The organism is Gilliamella sp. B2911, from assembly GCF_026536965.1.
GTDB lineage: Bacteria > Pseudomonadota > Gammaproteobacteria > Enterobacterales > Orbaceae > Gilliamella > Gilliamella apicola_E.
Window position 1 is genome coordinate 1 of record NZ_JAFNNA010000005.1, and the last position, 20,651, is coordinate 20,651.

The window sequence follows — 20,651 nt, forward strand, 5'->3', positions numbered from 1 at the left end:
TCTTTTTTTAAAAAATTTGATCTTGTTCACCAACTTCATTATCGCCTGCTTTCGCTGACGCCGTGTCAGTGGATGCGCATTATAGGCACTTCTTTTTTTTTGGCAAGTGAAAAATCACACTTAGAATTCCGTTTGTTTTTTATTTGTTCAGCAGCAATATTGATATACTCTAGATAAAGCAAAAATTGTTACTATAAAAATTCGAAAAATCAAAACGTTGCTTCAAGATACATATTGTTATATGTTTTGAACCATAAAAACACATAATTTCTATCAAGTATTCGTTTAACTATCATAAATATTAACGATTACCACCAATCAAATATTTTGCTTTATCTTTGAATACTAATTTAATGGTATACGCAACAAGAACACTTATAGTTAATGTACATATTAAAAAGCTAATAGCACCAAGTGATGCTAATTCACCATTATCTGTTTTGATAATGTATCCAAAAGGTGAGTTCAGTAACTGTGCTTCTAAAAGGATTACGATAATTTCATGAACAAAATAGATGGGAAAACTAACATTTGCCATAAAAGAAAAAAACTTAAATGTTTTACTTTCATTATTTTTATGGTTCAAGCTATCCAAAAAATAAAGTGCTAAAATAAATAAAATAATCTTTTGTAATGTATCGTAATAAAGTTTTTCAACACAAAGATGATCAACATAGCGATAAGCAAATGGAATAAAAAAGCATAAACAAAAAAAGAAAATCACCAAAACTAAATTATCTTTAACTAGTTTCATAATTTTTTCATAATTTTGCTTTATCATCATTCCCGTCAAATAAACAGGTCCATAATGCAATAAATTTAGCAATGGCTGAGTATAATCAGGCTTCGTGAACATAACTACCCAGAACATCGAAACTAACCCTACGATAATCAAACTTTTTTTTGACCATTTATATAATAAAGGGCTAATTGCGAAAATAATGATAATCATCGGCATAAACCATAATGGCAAAAGCTGGGTTCCGGTCAACATCATTTTAATGATTGAAGTACTCGAACTTGGTTCCGTTAGCGAAAATATAGGTAAACTGGATAGATATTGGTAATGAAAATATAGGAAACAAAATATCGATACAGAAATATATGGGCAAACTACTGTTTTAAACTTAGATAAATAATACGCTTTTACATTATATTTATAAGTTAAATGCTGAAATAAAAACCCCGCAATTAATACAAAAAATGTTGTGAAATTAAAAGCAAATAAATTTAAAAAAGAAAATAAATAACTATTAGCAATTAAATGGCTATTTTTAAATACACCTAAACAATGGCTAAAAACAATCATAATGATGGCTACGCCACGCAATACATGAATAGAATGAATTTTTTGGGATTTGACTATTGTCATTTCAGTTATCAAAACATAACAAAGAAAATTTGCTATACATTAGCACAAAATTTCAAGATAAAAACTAGTATTATTTTAGAAAATGCACAAAATATTTCTTGACAAATTTCTGAAAAAATTACAAATATTTATCAAATATAAACACAATTAGTTGTCTAGCTTACTCGCAGCAAAAGAACATAAAGGTATGATTTCACGTTTTTCTTGCTTTAATGTTTTTATCACAAGCTCAAGTAACTTATCTGCTATTCCTTGTCCACGATAATTAGGATCTGTATAAGTATGATTGATGGTTGCTTTATCTTGCCCAATTCGAGTAAACGTCATTTCTGCTATTTCTTGATTATTGTCATTACACACATAGAAACGATCGTTATCTTGCTTATATTGTAATGTCATAAAATTCCTCAATTAGTATGATTTTCATCGAAATTAATTAAATAAGAAAAGAAAAATTTGTTGGAATTTATTAAAAAAATAGTTTTAAACTTATAAAGTGAATAATTGATAAATCAAAATCAAACCATAGTATATCAATTATCCACATCTTATTAGATTATCAATGGAGCAATATTTAGAATAAACGTTTCGCTGTATTGTAAAGATCCATATCAAATGGTCTTTTCATATTATTGATAGCATCAATGATATCATGATGAACCAATTTACCATTTTGAATTCCGACACAACGTCCAGCATGACCATCAATGAGTAATTCAACCGCATAAGCCCCCATACGTGAACCTAAAATTCGATCATAAGGTACAGGTGAACCACCGCGTTGTACATGGCCTAGGATAGTTGCTCGCGTCTCATGATGTACTGCTGCTTCAATATCTTTTGCTAATTGGTTTACATCACACATATGTTCAGTAACAGTAACAATTGCATGTTTTTTACCTTTAGCAAAACCTAATTTTATCTCTTCAATTAAGTCTTCTTTAGTATAAGAAACTTCAGGAATGATCATAAATTCACAACCGCCAGCTACTGAAGCACTTAATGTCAAATCACCACAATCTCGCCCCATAACCTCAATTACAGAAATTCGGTGATGTGAAGAACAAGTGTCTCTCAATCTATCTATAGATTCAACAACTGTACTTAATGCAGTAAAATAACCAATCGTGTAATCAGTTCCTCGGATATCATTATCAATGGTGCCAGGTAAACCAATACATGGAAAACCTTCTTCAGTTAATCGCATCGCACCCATATATGAACCATCACCACCGATAACCACTAAAGCATCAATTTGATGTTTCTTTAAATTAGCAATCCCTTTTTTTCTAATTTCTTGATCTTTAAATTCAGGAAATCGAGCTGATCCTAAAAATGTTCCACCTCGGGTAATGATATCTGAAACACTAGAACGATCTAACTTGACAATGCGATCTTCACAAAGACCCAAGTAACCATCATAGATACCGAAAACCTCTAAGCCTTCAGTTAACGCAGTTCTCACAACTCCACGAATAGCTGCATTCATCCCTGGCGCATCACCACCACTGGTTAAAATACCTATTTTTTTTATCATAAAAAATAACTCCAATTTATAAACCTTTGGCTATTATAAGGTCATAATAAATAACTAACAATATAAAGTTTAGAAGCTATTTTGAATAGTTTTTCAGCTGATTTGTTTCAAGAGGAACAACAGAAATCGGATCTTGATGGATAATCACTGTTGCTGGAGCAAATTCTTTAGAGATATGTTTTTCGATTGCATCAGCAACTGCATGAGCTTTTATTAATGGCATATCATCATCTAATTCAAGATGTAGTTGTATAAACTTCACCGGGCCTGCTTGCCTAGTTTTCAAATCATGAAAACCACGCACATTTGAATAAGAAGAGACAATTTCACTAATTCTTTGGTTATCACTTTCAGGTAAAGCCTTATCTAATAAGTCTTGAATTGCACTATAGGCTATTTTACAAGCATTATAAAAAATATATAACGCAATAAAGAATGCAAAACAGGCATCAGCATACGTAATACCATACCAGCTTAAAAATAGTGCAATAATAACTGCAATATTCATAAACAAATCTGATGAGTAATGCAACATATCTGCTTGAATCGCTTTACTATTTGTCTGTTTTATTACATGCTTTTGATATAAAACTAATGTGGCAGTCACAACAACCGAAATCATAGATACGATAATACCGAATAAAGGGAACTCTATTGCAGTTGGATGAATAATAGATTTAATACTTGATAATAATAAAATGGTCGCCGAACCAATAATAAAAGCACTTTGTGCTAATGCGGCTAATGATTCAGCTTTTCCATGACCAAAAGTATGATCATCATCAGCAGGTTTTAATGCATAACGGACTAAGAAAAAGTTAAGCCCAGATGCAAGCAAATCAATACTTGAATCCAACAGTGATGCAAATAAACTCATTGAGCCAGTGAACCAGCACGTAATTAATTTAATAATGATAAGGAAAATAGAAATTAAAACTGCACTCAATGTCGCCTTTTTAATTAATTTTTCATACAAATGTGATTTTGACATTTGTTACCTATTTATTGGTAGGATTCTATCCCTTGTGGAAGCACCAATTGCGCAGCTACTTCGGCTGCAATCTTTTTGTCTAATAAAACTTCAATAATTTTTAAAGCAAAATCAATTGAAGTTGCAGGGCCTTGACTAGTAATAACTCTATTTTGAACATCAAAATAAACTCTATCCGATTTCCAATTTTTTATAGCATCTTTGGTTGATGGATAACCCGTCATATATGCATTAGGGAATAAATTATGATGTTGAAAAACCATCGCTGGAGTTGCACAAATAGCTGCAATAATAACCCCGGCTTGATGAGCTTGCTTTAATTTTTCAATTAATTGTTGAGAGTCTCGAAAGTTTTCAGCTCCAACTAATCCACCAGGTAAAATAATCGCATCAAAATGAATATCGCTAACTTCAGAAAACGTTTTTTGAGTTAGGATAGTGACACCGCGAGAACATTGAACTATTTTATCTTCAGTGATACTTGCATAGGTAACTTTAATTCCAGCTCGTGTCAACAAATCAATTGTTGTCACGGCTTCAGTTTCCTCACAGCCATTTGATAAAAAAACTAATGCTTGCTTTGTCATATTACACCCCTTCCTATCAACTAACTGTCTTCACAAAATGTTAAAAATAGAACTATTTAACACGTTCAATGTTAGCGCCTAATTTTCTCAGCTTATTTTCAATATTATCATAACCACGATCGATATGGTAAATACGATCAACAATTGTTGAACCTTCAGCTATACATCCAGCCAAAACTAGACTCGCAGAAGCACGTAAATCAGTTGCCATTACTTGAGTTCCACTAAGTTTCTCAACACCATGAGTAATCAGAGTATTACCTTCGATTTCGCCATGAGCTCCCATACGAATAAGTTCTGGTACATGCATAAAACGATTTTCAAAAATTGTTTCTTTGATAATTCCAGTGCCTTCTGCCACCATGTTTAATAATGAAAATTGGGCTTGCATATCAGTTGGAAAACCTGGGTGAGGTGCAGTATGAATATTAACGGCTTTTGCTCGTTTACCTTGCATATCTAAACAAATCCAATCTTCGCCAGTTTCAATATTGGCTCCCGCTTCCTTCAATTTTGATAATACAGCATCAAGTAAGCTTGGATCAGTTTTACGACAAGTTATTTTGCCGCGTGAAATAGCTGCAGCAACTAAAAATGTTCCAGTTTCAATACGATCAGAAACAACTGAGTGTACACCACCACCAAGACTAGCAACACCTTCAATTTCAATGCGCATAGTACCGGCACCAGTGATTTTAGCGCCTAACATATTTAAAAATTTTGCGGTATCAACTATTTCTGGCTCACACGCAGCATTTTCAATTATCGTTTTACCTTCAGCTAGAGTTGCTGCACACATAATAGTAACTGTCGCACCAACACTAACCTTATCCATTACAATATGAGCGCCTTTTAAACGACCATCAACTGTAGCTTTAACATACCCCTCATCTAAAGTAATTGTCGCACCTAATTGTTGTAGTCCAGTAATATGTAGGTCTACTGGCCTTGCACCTATTGCACATCCACCTGGTAATGAAACTTGCCCTTGACCAAATCGAGCAACAAGAGGACCTAGAGCCCAAATTGAAGCGCGCATCGTTTTTACAAGTTCATAAGGCGCACAATAGTTATCAATCTGACCTGCATCAAGATGAATAGAACCATTCCGTTGATATTTCACGCCTAATTGCTCAAGAAGTTCCAGTGTAGTATCAATATCTTTTAACTTGGGAACATTTTGTAATTCAACTGGTTTTTCAGCCAAAATTGCAGCAAATAAAATAGGTAGCGCCGCATTTTTAGCGCCAGAAATGACAACTTCTCCATTTAAAGAAGTTGGGCCTGTAACGTGAAACTTTTCCATTGTTAACTCTTATTCATTTTAAATGGCGATTATTATAAAAGTTATTCACTAATAGATAAATGAATTTTATCAAAATATGGTGACTATATTTGTCATCACCAATCCATAACAAAATAATTTCAATTATTTATTATCAATAAATAATTTGTTATCCCATACAAAATCAGATAAATATTAAATAAAAAATTCTTAATTTTGTTTTTAAATCAACTAGTAAGAAGTATAAATAGGTTTCAAAAACCCCGTTCCTCAACTTTTTTTACTAAAATTGATTAATTTCCTTATTTTCCTATTCACTACAATTTTATCGAAGTATGGTAAAATAGATAATATTCAATCTTATAAATCAAACAATACAATAATATGGATTACGATATTGCTATCATTGGACTTGGACCTGCAGGTAGTACCCTCGCACGTCTACTTAACCCATCTTTTAAAATTATTGCATTAGATAAAAAGCATCAAGCTGGTAATGAGGGTTTTCATAAACCTTGTGGTGGATTATTAGCAGATGACGCTCAAAAAGCATTTGTGCGACAAAAGTTAAATTTACCTACTGATATATTGACTGATCCACAAATTTTTAGCGTTAAAACGATCGATCTTCAATCCAAACTTATTCGTAATTATCAACGTAGTTATGTTAGTTTTGACCGACATAAATTTGACCTATGGTTAAAATCATTAATTCCCAACACTGTTAATGTTTTACATAACACACTATGTAAAGAAATCAGAAGAGTAATCGATGGATATCAAGTTACTTACATCGATGAAAATAAAATCGAACACAAAATTACGGCTAAATATGTAGTTGGTGCAGATGGCGCTAACTCGATTGTTAGACGAATGCGTTATCCTCATCATTCCATCAGACAATATGTTGCTATTCAACAATGGTTTACTGAAAAACATCAACATCCTTTTAATACATGTATTTTTGATAATCAATCAACAAATTGTTATGCGTGGAGTATTTCTAAAGATGGATATTTCATTTTTGGTGGTGCTTTCCCCAAAAAAACCGCAAATCAACACTTTGAATCGTTGAAAGAAAAGCTAACAAAGCAAGGGTTTATTTTTGGAGAACCGTTAAAAACTGAAAAATGTCTTGTGGTTTATCCAAATCGCTTCCAAGATTTTTATACAGGCAATGAAAATATCTTTTTAATCGGTGAAGCAGCAGGTTTCATCAGCGCAAGCTCATTAGAAGGTATTAGTTATGCGCTTGATAGCGCGGAGATTTTAAGCAAGATATTAAATAGTGGTATAGCAAAACCAAATAAGCGTTATTATCAAAAAACAATTCCATTACGCTTAAAGCTTTATAGCAAAATTATCAAGGCTAAAATACTGACTACACCATTGTGGCGTAAATTAATTATGAAAAGTAAAATTCAACATATCAAAACAATTTAATTTATAAAAAATGAAATAATGAAATATAACAAGGAAAAGACATTATGTTTGATGTCAACGATCTAATTCGCTTTAATCATGAATGGTCAGAAAAGATAGCACAGGAAGATCCTGAATTCTTTAAACAGCTCGCGGTTGCGCAAAATCCTAAATTTTTGTGGATCGGTTGTTCCGATAGTCGCGTTCCAGCAGAAAAGCTTATCAAACTAAAACCGGGTGAAATGTTTGTTCATCGGAACGTTGGCAACCAAGTGATTCATACGGATCTAAATTGCCTTTCAGTTGTCCAATACGCAGTTGATGTACTTAAAATCGAAGATATTATTGTTTGTGGTCATTTAGATTGTGGTGGTATCCGTGCCGCAGTTGAAAATCCCGATTTGGGCCTAGTTAATAATTGGCTACTTCATATCCGTGATTTATGGTTTCGCAACAGTTCTTTACTTGGTAAGTTTCCTGCTGATATTAGAATGGATATTTTATGTGAACTCAATGTAATTGAACAAATCTATAATTTAGGGCATTCGACCATTATTCAAGCAGCATGGCAACGTGGTCAAAAGGTTAATTTACATGGTTGGGTTTATGGGATCGATAATGGAAAAATTACAGATTTGCATATTACATCATCAAGTAGTGAAAATCTCGAAATCAACTATCGTGAAGCGATTTCTTATCTGTTAAATCTGCATAAATTACAATAAATTTATTTGAATCGATGGATAATTTGATTACTGCTACCTCGCCATAAAAGTTTAGGATCAGCGAGATCTTGTACAAATTTTCCATCAATCAAGACATCAATATAAGGCACTACAGATTGCTGTTCATCGGTTAATTCATTAAGTTTATAACCTGTCCATAACCAAATATCTTTATTATCACATTCGGCTTTTACGCGTTTAACTAATTTCAAAATGGTTGGCACATTTTTAGGGTGTAAAGGATCACCACCAGAAAGTGATAATCCTTGGCGTTTTATTTCGGTATCTTGTAAATCTTTAATGATTTGATCTTCAAGTGATTGTGTAAATGGCTTACCAGAGTTTATTCCCCATGTGCTTTTGTTATAGCAGCCAGGACATTGATGTACACAACCTGCTACAAAAAGTGTACAACGAGTCCCTTCGCCATTAACAACATCAACAGGATAATAACGATGATAATTCATAATAACAAAATTAATTTTTTAGCCTATTTGGCCATTATCCAAATGTTTAACTCGACGTTTTACTTCTTCTTGCTTACCGGCATTAAATGGACGAGCATCAGGACTTCCTAAATAACCACAAACACGGCGAGTCACAGAAACTTTTGACGAATCATGGTTACCACAACTAGGGCAAACAAATCCTTTGCTAGTACATGAAAACTCACCGGTATAACCGCATTCATAACATTCGTCAATCGGGGTATTAGTGCCATAATAAGGTACACGAGTATAGCTGTAATCCCAGACATCCTCTAATGCTTTAACATTATTAATCATGTTAGGATACTCGCCATAACAAATAAATCCGCCACTTGCTACTGCTGGATAAGGTTTTTCAAACTCAATTTTTTCATATGGGTTAACCTTTTTCTCAACATCGAGGTGGAAACTATTCGTATAATAACCTTTATCTGTTACTCCAGGAATAATACCAAATTCAGCTGTATCTAAACGGCAGAATCGGTCACATAAATTTTCACTTGGTGTACTATATAAGCTAAATCCATAGCCTGTTTCTTTCTTCCATTGGTCAACAGCTTTAGCTAAGTGTTCAACTATTGCTATACCTTTTTTGCGTAAAGTTTCACTGTCAAATGGATGGGTTTGGTTTCCGTATAGTGCATTTAGTGTTTCATGTAGACCAATATAACCTAATGAAATTGATGCACGACCATTTTTAAAGATTTCAGAAACACTATCATCTTCTTTCAATCGAACGCCACACGCCCCTTCCATATATAAAATCGGAGCAACACGTGCTTTTACTCCATCAAGGCGAGCAATACGCGTCATCAATGCTTTTTTACAAAGGTTTAAACGTTTATCTAAAATTTCCCAAAAACGAGCTTCATCACCTTTTGCTTCAATTGCAATACGAGGTAAATTAAGGCTAATTACACCTAAATTGTTACGCCCGTCATGAATTTGTTGTCCGTCTTCTTCATAAACACCTAAAAAGCTTCGGCATCCCATTGGTGTTTTGAATGATCCAGTTACTTCAACAACTTTATCGTAATTTAAAATATCTGGATACATACGTTTGCTAGCACACTCTAACGCCAATTGTTTAATATCATAATTAGCATCACCTTGTTTATGGTTAATACCATCTTTAATAGCAAAAACAAGTTTTGGAAATACTGCTGTTTTATGATTTTTTCCTAACCCTTTTATGCGCACTTTTAAAATTGATTCTTGGATAAGTCGTGATTCCCAACTGGTTCCTAAACCAAAACCAAAAGTAACAAAAGGCGTTTGTCCATTTGCAGTATGAAGTGTATTAACTTCATACTCTAAAGATTGAAATGCATCATAACACTCTTTTTGCGTACGGCTTTCTGCATACGCTTCAGGATTTGGAATATCCCACTCTTCTGCAACTTTTTTATGCTTTTGATAACTGATAGTCACAAATTTTGCTAGAATTTCATCAATTCGATTAATGGTTGTACCACCATAAATATGACTAGCGACTTGTGCGATGATTTGAGCGGTTACCGCAGTTGCAGTTGCAATAGATTTGGGTGGCTCAATTTCAGCATTACCCATCTTAAAACCGTTTGTTAACATCCCGTCTAAATCAATTAACATACAGTTAAACATTGGGAAAAATGGCGCGTAATCGAGATCATGATAATGAATTTCACCACAATCATGTGCACGAGAAATATCTTTAGGTAACAAATATTGTTTAGCATAATGTCTTGCAACAATACCCGCTAATAGATCTCGTTGAGTTGGAATAACTTTACTATCTTTATTCGCATTTTCGTTCAAAATAGCAACGTTACTTTGTTCTATTAAGCCACGAATATCTTGATTCAAACGGCTACGTTCTTCACGCGCACGATCACGATCATGTCGGTATTCAATATAAGTTCTTGCCAATTTTTTATAAGGCCCTGACATAAGTTGATTTTCAACGACATTTTGAATTTCATTGATATCAACACTTTCACGATCCATCATTTGATTGGTCACAACGCGAGCAACGGAGGCACAATAGTCTGGGTCATTAACATTGGCCGCAACAGCTGCTCTTATAATAGCGTCTTTAATACGAACCTCATTAAATGCAGTTTGACAGCCATCACGTTTGATTACTACGGGCATATATACTCCTCAATATTCATTAATAGTTAGCGCTTGGCATGAGTTTTATATCAACCTTAATAGTTGTTGTGGCTATTCAAAACTATTGATTTTTTATTAAAATATGGGCCTTTTGATATAAACTCGGATTTTCACATCGCTTTAGAAAACACTATATGTAGTAAATATTAGTAAATTATACACCATATATTGTGTTTTTCTAGTTTATTTAAAAAATAAATTTGCTTGACAAGGCCAACGCTAATAATTGCAAGTCTTTCGATGATTAAATTGAGAAAAATTTGGGTAGATTGGATATAAAAGATGGATAAATTTTGTATGAGTGCAACTGATTTTGCACTCATACATCGAATACAACAACAGATCTTAATCAGAATTAAGATTCAATATTTAACCAATCAGTATGGAACACACCTTCTTTATCGATACGTTTATAGGTATGAGCACCAAAATAGTCTCTCTGAGCCTGAATTAAATTAGCAGGTAGCACAGCTGAACGATAGCTATCATAATATGCTATTGCTGCCGACAAAGTAGGAACAGGAATACCTTGCGAAACCGCTAGACAAATAACATCACGTAATGATTGTTGATAAGCCTCAACCGTTTTACGAAAATATGGTGCTAACAGTAAGTTATCAATATTGTTATTTTCAGTATAAGCATCAGTAATTTTTTGTAAAAATTGCGCTCTAATAATACATCCTGCTCTAAAAATCTTTGCAATTTCACCATAATTTAATTGCCAATTATAATGTTCTGATGCAGCTTTTAACTGTGCAAATCCTTGCGCATAAGAGATAATTTTACCCATATAGAGTGCTTTACGTACTTTTTCAATTAAAGTTTGTTTATCCCCTGTAAAAGCTACTTTTTCCGGCCCTTTAAGCACTTTTGATGCAGCTACTCGCTGATCTTTAATCGCTGAAATATAGCGAGCGAATACAGATTCAGTTATCAAAGATAAAGGCTCACCTAAATCTAATGCACTTTGGCTTGTCCATTTTCCGGTACCCTTATTACCAGCAGCATCAAGGATCATATCGACCAAATAATCGCCATTTTCATCTTTATATTTAAAAATGTCCGCTGTTATCTCAGTTAAATAGCTGTCTAATTCGCCTTTATTCCAATCAGCAAACACATCGGCAAGCTCATCATTTGTTAAACCAACAACATGTTTTAGTACACTATAGCTCTCTGCAATTAATTGCATGTCACCATATTCAATTCCATTGTGCGCCATTTTAACGTAATGTCCTGCTCCATCAGGACCGATATAAGCCACACATGGTTCACCATTCGCTTTTGCCGCTATTTTTTCTAAAATCGGAGCAACTAACTCATACGCCTCTTTTTGACCACCAGGCATAATTGAAGGTCCTTTTAATGCACCTTCTTCACCTCCAGAAACACCGGCTCCTATAAAATTAAAGCCTTCATCGGATAACATTTTATTACGACGAATAGTATCTTCAAAGAAAGCATTACCACCATCAATAATGATATCCCCTTTATCTAATAACGGTCTCAGCTCATCAATTACGGCATCTGTTCCTTTACCTGCTTGCACCATAATTAATATACGCCGTGGTTTTTCTAATGAGTTAACAAAATCTTCAATACTATAATAAGGAACCAATCGTTTATCAGAATGTTCGGCCATTACTTGTTCTGTTTTATCTTTAGAACGATTATAAATTGATACTGAAAATCCTCGACTTTCGATATTAAGTGCAAGGTTTCGCCCCATAACGGCCATTCCAATAACACCGATTTGCTGTTTAGACATAATTTGGCTCCTTTATTTAATCTCTATAACCTTAACAAGGTTTGGTACTGTTACCTTAACGCTGATTAACAATATAAGTTATATATTGCCATAAAAAAAACCGTATCAATACATAATACGGCTTTTTTTCATTATTTTAATTAAAATGCTTTGGAATTAAGCGAATTATGAACGCTTCATCATTTCAAAAAACTCATCATTAGTTTTTGTCATGGCAAGTTTATCAATTAAGAATTCCATTGCATCAATTTCACCCATTGGGTTGAGGATTTTACGCAAAATCCACATTTTTTGTAGTTCATCAGGTGAAGTCATTAGATCTTCTTTACGCGTACCTGAACGATTAAAGTCAATAGCAGGGAATACACGTCGCTCAGCAATTTTACGTGATAAGTGAACTTCCATATTACCGGTACCTTTGAACTCTTCGTAAATGACTTCATCCATTTTAGAACCAGTATCAATTAAAGCAGTAGCAATAATTGTTAAACTACCGCCCTCTTCTACATTACGTGCCGCACCAAAAAAACGTTTAGGGCGATGTAACGCGTTAGCATCAACACCACCAGTCAATACTTTACCTGATGATGGAATAACGGTATTGTACGCACGAGCTAAACGAGTGATTGAGTCTAATAAAATAATGACATCTTTTTTATGTTCAACTAAACGTTTTGCACGCTCAATTACCATTTCAGCGACTTGAACATGTCTTGCTGCTGGTTCGTCAAACGTAGAAGCTACAACTTCGCCTTTAACTAAACGTTGCATTTCAGTAACTTCTTCTGGTCGTTCATCAATCATCAATACGACTAATTCACATTCAGGATGATTTACCGCTAAGCTTTGTGCAATGTTTTGTAATAACATTGTTTTACCCGCTTTTGGCGGAGCAACAATTAAACCACGTTGACCTTTACCAATTGGTGAAGCTAAATCAAGTACTCTTGCGGTAATATCTTCTGTAGAACCATTACCTCGCTCCATACGTAAGCGAGAATTAGGATGTAAAGGAGTTAAATTTTCAAAAAGGATTTTATTGCGAGCGTCTTCAGGTTTATCGTGATTAACTTCATTTACTTTTAATAAAGCAAAATATCTCTCACCTTCTTTCGGCGGTCTAATTTTGCCGGCAATGGTATCACCAGTTCTTAAATTGAATCGTCTAATTTGACTAGGTGAGACATATATATCGTCAGGTCCAGCCAAATAAGAACTATCTGCAGAACGCAAAAATCCAAAACCGTCTTGCAAAATTTCAAGTACACCATCGCCAAAAATATCTTCACCACTTTTAGCGTGTTGTTTTAATATTGCAAAAATAATATCTTGTTTTCTAAGGCGGGCAAGATTCTCAAGCCCCATTTTTTTCTCACCAAGCGCTACAAGCTCGGAAACAGAAGTGTTTTTTAATTCAGTTAAATTCATAGTTTATAAATTCTTGAGGATAAAATTGATATGTTTACAATTACTGCTATTTTTGTATATTTCTTTCATTTACTTATAAAAAATTTTCTTTCTAGCAATATATAAAATTAATTTATTAATCAGCTTTTTCGATGATAATTATGTATTTGGGCATTGAATTTTAACCACTTTATCAAGAAAAACAATGGATTGCTGAAAGGGGTTTATGTAAGAAATTAGCAATTTACACTAAAATTATAGGTATGTCTATACTTAATTGCGATTTTTGGGAATAAAAAATAATAAGCGTAATAAAACGCTTATTATTTATATTTTTTCAATTGATTAAAGCTGTGGATCAATAAATGCTTTAAGTTGTGCTTTTGATAACGCACCTACTTGAGTGGCAACAACTTGACCATTTTTAAAAATTAATAGGGTTGGAATACCTCTAATCCCAAATTTTGGGGCAATATTCGGATTTTGTTCAACATTTAATTTGGCGATAATAATTTTATCAGCATATTCTGGAGCTATTTCTTCCAAAATCGGGGCAACCATTTTACAAGGTCCACACCACTCAGCCCAAAAGTCAACCAATACTGGTTTAGTTGATTCGCTGATTACTTTATCAAATGTAGCTTCAGAAAGTGCAACAATATTATCACTCATTTAATTATCTCCTAGAAAATTTGTCTAAAAATATATTAGGATATTTTCATACCTACCGCTAGTAATTATTCTAATAGGACATAATTATTAGTGAAGTTGTTGTATTTAGTATGCTACAATTACCGAATTCTGATAATTATATTCTAAACAATAATGATTCAATCATATCTTACAAAAACAACTTTCAATCAATTTCCCTTACACCCATTAGTCATAAAAGCGTTGGAGAAAAAAGGTTTCGTTTACTGTACCCCAATTCAAGAACAAACATTGCCATTTACAACAAAAGGAATTGACATTGCAGGGCAAGGACAAACTGGAACGGGTAAAACGATTGCGTTTTTGGCATCAACATTTAATCATTTATTGAATAATGCTCCATTACCCGATCATAAATCTAATCAACCAAGAGCTGTCATTATTGCTCCAACACGTGAGTTGGTTGTACAAATATACAATGATGCTCAAACTCTCTCAGAAGAAACAGGTATTAAATTAGGACTAGCTTATGGCGGTGATGGTTATGATAAGCAACTAAAGATGCTTTCTGCTGGAGTTGATGTATTAATTGCAACAACAGGAAGACTCATCGATTATGCAAAACAAGATTATATTAATTTAGGTGCAATCCAAGTTGCAGTTCTAGATGAAGCGGATCGTATGTTTGATTTAGGTTTCATCCGTGATATCCGATGGATATTTAGACATATGACATCGCCACAAAATCGTCTTACCATGTTATTTTCAGCGACGTTAACTCATAATGTTCGTGAATTAGCTTTTGAATACATGAACGAACCACAATATGTTGAAGTTGAGCCTGAACAAAAAATTGGTCACAGAATAAAAGAAGAGCTGTTTTTTCCGTCAAACGAAGATAAGTTAGCTCTATTACAAACGCTTATTGAAGAAGAGTGGCCTGACCGTAGCATTGTATTTGCTAATACTAAAGTTGCCTGCGAAAAAATCTGGCGTCATTTAGTTGCAGATGGCCATCGAGTAGGACTACTTACTGGTGATATCGCACAAAAAAAACGTTTATCCATTCTTGATAAATTTACCCAAGGTGATCTTGATATTTTAGTCGCAACAGATGTTGCTGCCCGTGGCTTACATATCCCAAATGTAACCCATGTTTTTAACTATGATCTTCCTGATGATTGTGATGATTATAGACATCGAATAGGTCGTACAGGACGCGCCGGTGCCGAAGGTTATTCGATTTCATTAGCTTGTGAACGTTATTCACAAAACTTACCTGCTATTGAAAAAGCCATTGATCACACTATTCCTGTTAGTCAATATGATCCTCAGGCGTTATTAACTAATTTACCAACACCTAAACCATTCAAAAGACCAACTCGTAGAAAACCATCATAATAAAGATTGTTGGTTAATCCCTAATTAGCATCGAATTTAATACCATCATTAAAAACTAAGTTTAATGATGGTATTTTCCTTATTAAAAGTAATTGATTAAATCAAATCTTGTTTTGTATTCAAGAAATTTTGATAAGCTAATTCAATTTCTTCTTTAGTTTCGGATGATAATGTTCCTACATGTCGATCATGTAGGGCTCCATATAAACCAAACAGAACATTAATTGACAGTTTTGGATTTTTACTTTTTATTCGATAAAAAGTTTCCAAATAACCGACTTCTTTAAATGTTTCTATATCGGTAATATCAGAACTTACCATCAATTTTTCCAAAGAAACCGTCATGTTGGGTAAAGATTTTAAACGACTTTGGTATCTAGCTACTTTTTCGTCTAGATCTTGTTTTGCATGTTCAATGACCATTTTCACTATATCATGCAATTTTTTTCGATCTTGGCGTAACGCATCACTTGCTTTATAGTAATCAAGCAATTTATGTGATCCATCAAATACCAGATCAAGTGGTTGCATACCGAGTTCAACAAACATTGAACGATATTTATCATGGGCTCTCAGATAAACATCATTTTGATCGACCCAAGCAAACATAACTGATTCACTATTAAGACTAAATCCTCCAAAAAATGACCTTAATGAAATGTCTTCAATGCAAGAAAACTCCTGTTTAATATTCACTGCTAATGTTTTAAGCATATAAATTCCCTTTCACTTACCTTTATAAATAACTTTAACTAATATGTTTATGCTAAACTATATTAATTTTATTAATATTAAAACAACTAATTAACATTAATTAATAAATATGGGATCTGTCTTCCATAAATGAATATTTGTTTGATTTGTACTTGATTAATTAAATTTTTTTTGCTCTAAAAAAATTTAAGGTTTTTTTTAGCGGTTAAATATTTGTCAAATCTTAATATTTCTTAAAAAAGAAAAAATGCATTAACATTGTTATTCTGCTGTAATAATTATACAATCATCAATAATTAACTAAATGGTATCTATTATTGTCAACTTCAATCAACATGCTCAAAAACGTTATAATCCCGCTTTTTATGTTTTGTTCATTTGCCGTATCAGCAGATAAATTACCGCTGATTGAAGAATTGACATCCTGTAATCCTGACTTTTTTAATCATGTCTATGAGCATAGAGAAGAATTAAAAAATCATACTAATGTTGAAATTTTTAATCATAATCAGGCTTATATTCCAGTCGAAAACCGCACAGACACGAATAAAAACTTCATTTATTTCAAAACGCCTATTCAATATAAAAACTTAAAACTCATCGGTTATTATGATAGTGCGATGGATTTGAAAAAAATGGGAAAATATTATTTCTGGGGATTCATCATCGATAATAATATGAATGAGATACGTGAAAGTTTGGACTTTTTAGAGTGGAAAAATATGGAAGATGATCTTCTGTATATTGCCAATCCAAGAATTCGAAATATTACTGACGATATCCAGGTTTGGCATAAAAACACAGGAACAGTAGTTGGAGTAAAAACAATACCAGCTCCAAATACTACCGAAAAGTTATTACTGCTTGAAAAAGGTGATAATATGCAACTCCTTATTTGTTCGATTCAGGGCGTTGTCACCAATAATCTACTTCGGCAAGAACGTCCCGATATTCAAATCGATAAAGTTAAATAGCTGACTCATCCATTTCACCAGTACGTATACGTATTACTTGCTCAACGTTATAAACAAATATTTTTCCATCACCAATTTTACCTGTTTGAGCGGTTTTCATGATAGTCTCAATACATGTTTCTAAAATATCGTCAGCGACAACAAGTTCTATTTTTACTTTTGGTAAAAAATCAACCATATATTCAGCACCACGATAAAGCTCAGTATGCCCTTTTTGGCGACCAAAACCTTTCACTTCAGTAACGGTCATCCCCGTAATTCCTTGATCAGCAAGAGCTTCTCGAATATCATCTAGTTTAAAAGGTTTAATAATTGCTTCAATTTTTTTCATATCTCTTTGCCCTTAATTCGAGATTACCAATTCTTAAATCCAAAAGCAGAAGTAATTGGATATCGTCTACCTTTACCAAAATTACGAGTTGTAATTTTAGGACCTACTGCTGATTGACGTCTTTTATATTCGTTAATATCAACTAATTTAATCACTCGCCTCACAGTTGTTTCATCATAACCTTGCGCAACTAGTTGTTCAACGGAAAAATCGTGTTCAACATAACCTTTTAATATCCCATCTAAAATATCATATGGAGGCAAACTATCTTCATCTTTTTGATCTGGTGCAAGTTCAGCTGAAGGTGGGCGTGTAATGACTCGTTCAGGAATAACAGGCGATCTACTATTTCGATATTTAGATAACGCAAATACCATGGTTTTAGGTACATCTTTAAGTACATCAAAACCACCAGCCATATCACCGTAAAGTGTTGCATAACCAACCGACATTTCACTTTTATTGCCTGTCGTTAAAACTAATCTACGACGTTTGTTTGAAAGCGCCATTAAAATCACACCGCGGCAACGTGCTTGTAGATTTTCTTCAGTTGTATCTTTTTGTGTACCCATAAACATCGGCGTTAAAGAAGACATAAAAGCATCAAACATCGGTTCAATTGAAATAATATCAAATTCAACACCCAATATTTCAGCCTCTTCTTTTGCATCAGCAATACTAATATCTGCCGTATATCTGAACGGCATCATAACCGCTTGTACTTTATCTTTACCCAAAGCATCAACTGCAATTGCCAATGTTAAAGCGGAATCAATTCCACCAGATAATCCTAATACTGCACCTTGAAAACCATTTTTAGTAATATAATCGCGAGTCGCTAAAACTAATGCATCGTAAACATTTGCTAATGGATCACTTTTAGAATCAACAACTGGTTTATAATTATGTCCAAGATGAAAAATAGAAATTTGTTCTTCAAAAAAGTTGAGCTGATGAACGATATGGCCTTTATCATCACATACAAATGAGCCACCATCAAAAATAAGCTCATCTTGACCACCAATTTGATTCACATAAATAATCGGTAAGCCGGTTCTTAAAGCATGGTGTTTTATAAGTTCTTCGCGATTTTTCTGTTTTTCATAAGCATAAGGTGAAGCATTAATAGAAATAACCAGATCCGCACCCTGAGCGCCAATTCGATCAATCGGCTCACATTGCCAAAGATCTTCACAGATCAATAAACCAATTTTTTTACCTTTAAAATCGATAACACAAGTCTGCTCACCAGCACTAAAATAACGTTTTTCATCAAATACATCGTAATTAGGTAACTGCTGTTTATGGTAACAGGCTATTTGTTGTCCTTCAGAAAACAATGATAACGCATTATAAACCACTCCATCTTGCCAATGAGGATGACCAACAATAACACTACATTGTTGACTAGCTTGCTTGATAGTCAATAAAGCTTGTTGACAACGAATTTTAAAATCATCGCGATAAATTAAATCTTCTGGAGGATAACCACAAATTGCAAGCTCAGATAAAATAATTAGATCATTAGAGGAATAGTTTTGTATCAGTTCAATGATTTGCTGAGTATTACCTTCAATATCACCTACACGCCAATTTTTTTGTGCTAACACGAAAGATAAAGTCATATAAATTCAACATTACAGAAAAAAATTGCCAATAAGTTTAAATGATTCTAAGTTGCGCTGCCACTTTTTTATCGTTAACATTAAAGATTAAATTGGCATGAACTTATCTGGAAATAATTATGCAAAAGATCCTAAATGTTGCGTTAGATAATCGCAGTTATCCTATCACTATTGGTGAAAACTTACTTAGTCAATTTGAATATTTCAAACTACATAGTGGCCAGAGAGTCCTCATTGCTACAAATGACACTATTGCTCCAATTTATTTACAGCAATTAATTAAAATGCTTGAAGATCATGGGGTCAAAACTGATTTCATTATTGTTCCTGATGGCGAGCAATACAAAACTATGGAAACTTGGAATAAAATCTTGACTGCTTTACTGGCCAACAATCATACTCGCAGTAGCATACTTATTGCACTTGGTGGTGGCGTTATTGGAGATGTGGCAGGTTTTGCAGCTTCCGCATATCAACGTGGCATAAAATTTATACAGGTTCCTACTACTTTATTATCTCAAGTCGATTCTTCCGTTGGTGGTAAAACTGCAATTAATCACCCTCTAGGTAAAAATATGATTGGTGCATTTTATCAGCCGCAATCAGTCGTAATTGATATTAATTGTTTAAAAACTTTACCACAAAGAGAACTTTCAGCAGGTCTAGCTGAAGTGATTAAATATGGCATTATAATGGATTGTGAGTTTTTTAATTGGCTAGAACTACATATAGATGATTTACTTAATTTAGATGTCGATGCATTAAGTTACTGTATTTATCGATGTTGTGAATTGAAAGCTCAGGTTGTCGCTGCTGATGAAACAGAACAAGATATGCGCGCTATATTAAATCTTGGCCACACCTACGGTCATGCAATTGAAGCTGAACTTGGCTATGGGAATTGGTTACATGGTGAAGCAGTTAGTGTTGGAATGCTAATGGCAGCTCAAACAGCTAAGTTACTTGGCAAATTTACTGATGAAGATTTTGATCGGATTGAAAAGTTATTAATTAAGGCTAAATTGCCAGTAAAAAGACCTACACAGATGCCAAATGAATCTTATATTCCTCACATGTTACGAGATAAGAAAGTTCAATCTGGGCAAATTAGATTAGTTTTACCGACTAAAATAGGTTCTGTTGAAGTCATTGATGTTATTGATAAACAATTAATATTAAAAGCAATATCTTCTATCTAAATCTTATTTATCCTCAT

Annotated in this window: 19 protein-coding genes; 5 read left to right on the forward strand and 14 right to left on the reverse strand. The window is 33.5% G+C overall.

The window, feature by feature from the left end; translation table 11 throughout:
* Window positions 1-301: 301 nt before the first annotated feature.
* The 6 genes from J3U27_RS05725 to murA all read right to left on the reverse strand — a co-directional run bounded on the left by J3U27_RS05725 (window position 302) and on the right by murA (window position 5,793).
* On the reverse strand, window positions 302-1,372 hold the full coding sequence (locus J3U27_RS05725; RefSeq protein WP_267377045.1) for an acyltransferase family protein: 1,071 nt from the start codon (window positions 1,370-1,372) through the stop codon (window positions 302-304).
* A 147-nt stretch (window positions 1,373-1,519) separates the two neighbouring features.
* Window positions 1,520-1,771: a GNAT family N-acetyltransferase gene (locus J3U27_RS05730; protein ID WP_065734913.1), complete on the reverse strand. Its 252-nt coding sequence runs from the start codon at window positions 1,769-1,771 to the stop codon at window positions 1,520-1,522.
* A 175-nt stretch (window positions 1,772-1,946) separates the two neighbouring features.
* A complete protein-coding gene (pfkA, locus tag J3U27_RS05735; protein ID WP_065562788.1) occupies window positions 1,947-2,909 on the reverse strand; it encodes a 6-phosphofructokinase in 963 nt (320 codons plus the stop codon).
* Window positions 2,910-2,985: 76 nt separating this feature from the next.
* Window positions 2,986-3,900 carry a cation diffusion facilitator family transporter gene (locus J3U27_RS05740; RefSeq protein WP_267377046.1) on the reverse strand — a complete coding sequence of 305 codons (915 nt, stop codon included), beginning with the start codon at window positions 3,898-3,900 and terminating at the stop codon, window positions 2,986-2,988.
* An 11-nt stretch (window positions 3,901-3,911) separates the two neighbouring features.
* Window positions 3,912-4,487 carry a DJ-1 family glyoxalase III gene (locus J3U27_RS05745; RefSeq protein ID WP_267377047.1) on the reverse strand — a complete coding sequence of 192 codons (576 nt, stop codon included), beginning with the start codon at window positions 4,485-4,487 and terminating at the stop codon, window positions 3,912-3,914.
* Between the two features lie 52 nt (window positions 4,488-4,539).
* On the reverse strand, window positions 4,540-5,793 hold the full coding sequence (murA, locus tag J3U27_RS05750; RefSeq protein WP_065734915.1) for a UDP-N-acetylglucosamine 1-carboxyvinyltransferase: 1,254 nt from the start codon (window positions 5,791-5,793) through the stop codon (window positions 4,540-4,542).
* Window positions 5,794-6,156: 363 nt separating this feature from the next.
* On the opposite strand from murA, the gene J3U27_RS05755 reads away from it, so the two are divergent.
* Window positions 6,157-7,215, forward strand: a complete 1,059-nt coding sequence (locus tag J3U27_RS05755; RefSeq protein ID WP_267377048.1) for an FAD-binding protein — start codon at window positions 6,157-6,159, stop codon at window positions 7,213-7,215.
* 44 nt (window positions 7,216-7,259) lie between these two features.
* On the forward strand, window positions 7,260-7,919 hold the full coding sequence (gene can / locus J3U27_RS05760) for a carbonate dehydratase (RefSeq protein ID WP_065562862.1): 660 nt from the start codon (window positions 7,260-7,262) through the stop codon (window positions 7,917-7,919).
* 2 nt (window positions 7,920-7,921) lie between these two features.
* Here can and nrdG read toward each other — a convergent pair whose 3' ends face one another.
* From nrdG to trxA, 5 genes are all read right to left on the reverse strand, one after another.
* Window positions 7,922-8,386: an anaerobic ribonucleoside-triphosphate reductase-activating protein gene (gene nrdG / locus J3U27_RS05765; protein ID WP_065562863.1), complete on the reverse strand. Its 465-nt coding sequence runs from the start codon at window positions 8,384-8,386 to the stop codon at window positions 7,922-7,924.
* Window positions 8,387-8,404: 18 nt separating this feature from the next.
* Complete coding sequence (gene nrdD, locus J3U27_RS05770) at window positions 8,405-10,540, reverse strand: anaerobic ribonucleoside-triphosphate reductase (RefSeq protein ID WP_065562864.1); 2,136 nt, start codon at window positions 10,538-10,540, stop codon at window positions 8,405-8,407.
* A 376-nt stretch (window positions 10,541-10,916) separates the two neighbouring features.
* Window positions 10,917-12,332 (reverse strand): NADP-dependent phosphogluconate dehydrogenase, encoded by a 1,416-nt coding sequence (gene gndA / locus J3U27_RS05775; protein WP_267339082.1) that lies wholly within the window; start codon window positions 12,330-12,332, stop codon window positions 10,917-10,919.
* Between the two features lie 165 nt (window positions 12,333-12,497).
* Window positions 12,498-13,760, reverse strand: coding sequence for a transcription termination factor Rho (gene rho / locus J3U27_RS05780; RefSeq protein WP_034883026.1), 1,263 nt, complete (start codon window positions 13,758-13,760; stop codon window positions 12,498-12,500).
* A 324-nt stretch (window positions 13,761-14,084) separates the two neighbouring features.
* On the reverse strand, window positions 14,085-14,411 hold the full coding sequence (gene trxA, locus J3U27_RS05785) for a thioredoxin TrxA (protein ID WP_065734920.1): 327 nt from the start codon (window positions 14,409-14,411) through the stop codon (window positions 14,085-14,087).
* Between the two features lie 153 nt (window positions 14,412-14,564).
* Here trxA and rhlB point away from each other — a divergent pair, with 153 nt between their 5' ends.
* Window positions 14,565-15,791: an ATP-dependent RNA helicase RhlB gene (gene rhlB, locus J3U27_RS05790; protein ID WP_065734921.1), complete on the forward strand. Its 1,227-nt coding sequence runs from the start codon at window positions 14,565-14,567 to the stop codon at window positions 15,789-15,791.
* A gap of 96 nt (window positions 15,792-15,887) precedes the next feature.
* Here the strand turns inward: rhlB and J3U27_RS05795 are convergent, their stop codons facing one another.
* On the reverse strand, window positions 15,888-16,505 hold the full coding sequence (locus J3U27_RS05795) for a TfoX/Sxy family protein (protein ID WP_065734922.1): 618 nt from the start codon (window positions 16,503-16,505) through the stop codon (window positions 15,888-15,890).
* A 365-nt stretch (window positions 16,506-16,870) separates the two neighbouring features.
* Here J3U27_RS05795 and J3U27_RS05800 point away from each other — a divergent pair, with 365 nt between their 5' ends.
* Window positions 16,871-17,479, forward strand: coding sequence for a hypothetical protein (locus J3U27_RS05800; RefSeq protein ID WP_141677504.1), 609 nt, complete (start codon window positions 16,871-16,873; stop codon window positions 17,477-17,479).
* On the opposite strand, the gene glnB is transcribed toward J3U27_RS05800, so the two are convergent.
* Together glnB and J3U27_RS05810 are read right to left on the reverse strand one after the other, a co-directional pair.
* Complete coding sequence (glnB, locus tag J3U27_RS05805; RefSeq protein ID WP_034883030.1) at window positions 17,472-17,810, reverse strand: nitrogen regulatory protein P-II; 339 nt, start codon at window positions 17,808-17,810, stop codon at window positions 17,472-17,474. The genes J3U27_RS05800 and glnB overlap by 8 nt on opposite strands.
* Window positions 17,811-17,833: 23 nt before the next feature.
* Window positions 17,834-19,441 (reverse strand): NAD+ synthase, encoded by a 1,608-nt coding sequence (locus J3U27_RS05810; RefSeq protein ID WP_416380544.1) that lies wholly within the window; start codon window positions 19,439-19,441, stop codon window positions 17,834-17,836.
* Between the two features lie 113 nt (window positions 19,442-19,554).
* Here J3U27_RS05810 and aroB point away from each other — a divergent pair, with 113 nt between their 5' ends.
* The gene (aroB, locus tag J3U27_RS05815; protein WP_267377050.1) at window positions 19,555-20,634 is read left to right on the forward strand and encodes a 3-dehydroquinate synthase; all 1,080 of its coding nucleotides are present in this window, start codon (window positions 19,555-19,557) and stop codon (window positions 20,632-20,634) included.
* Window positions 20,635-20,651 lie beyond the last annotated feature (17 nt).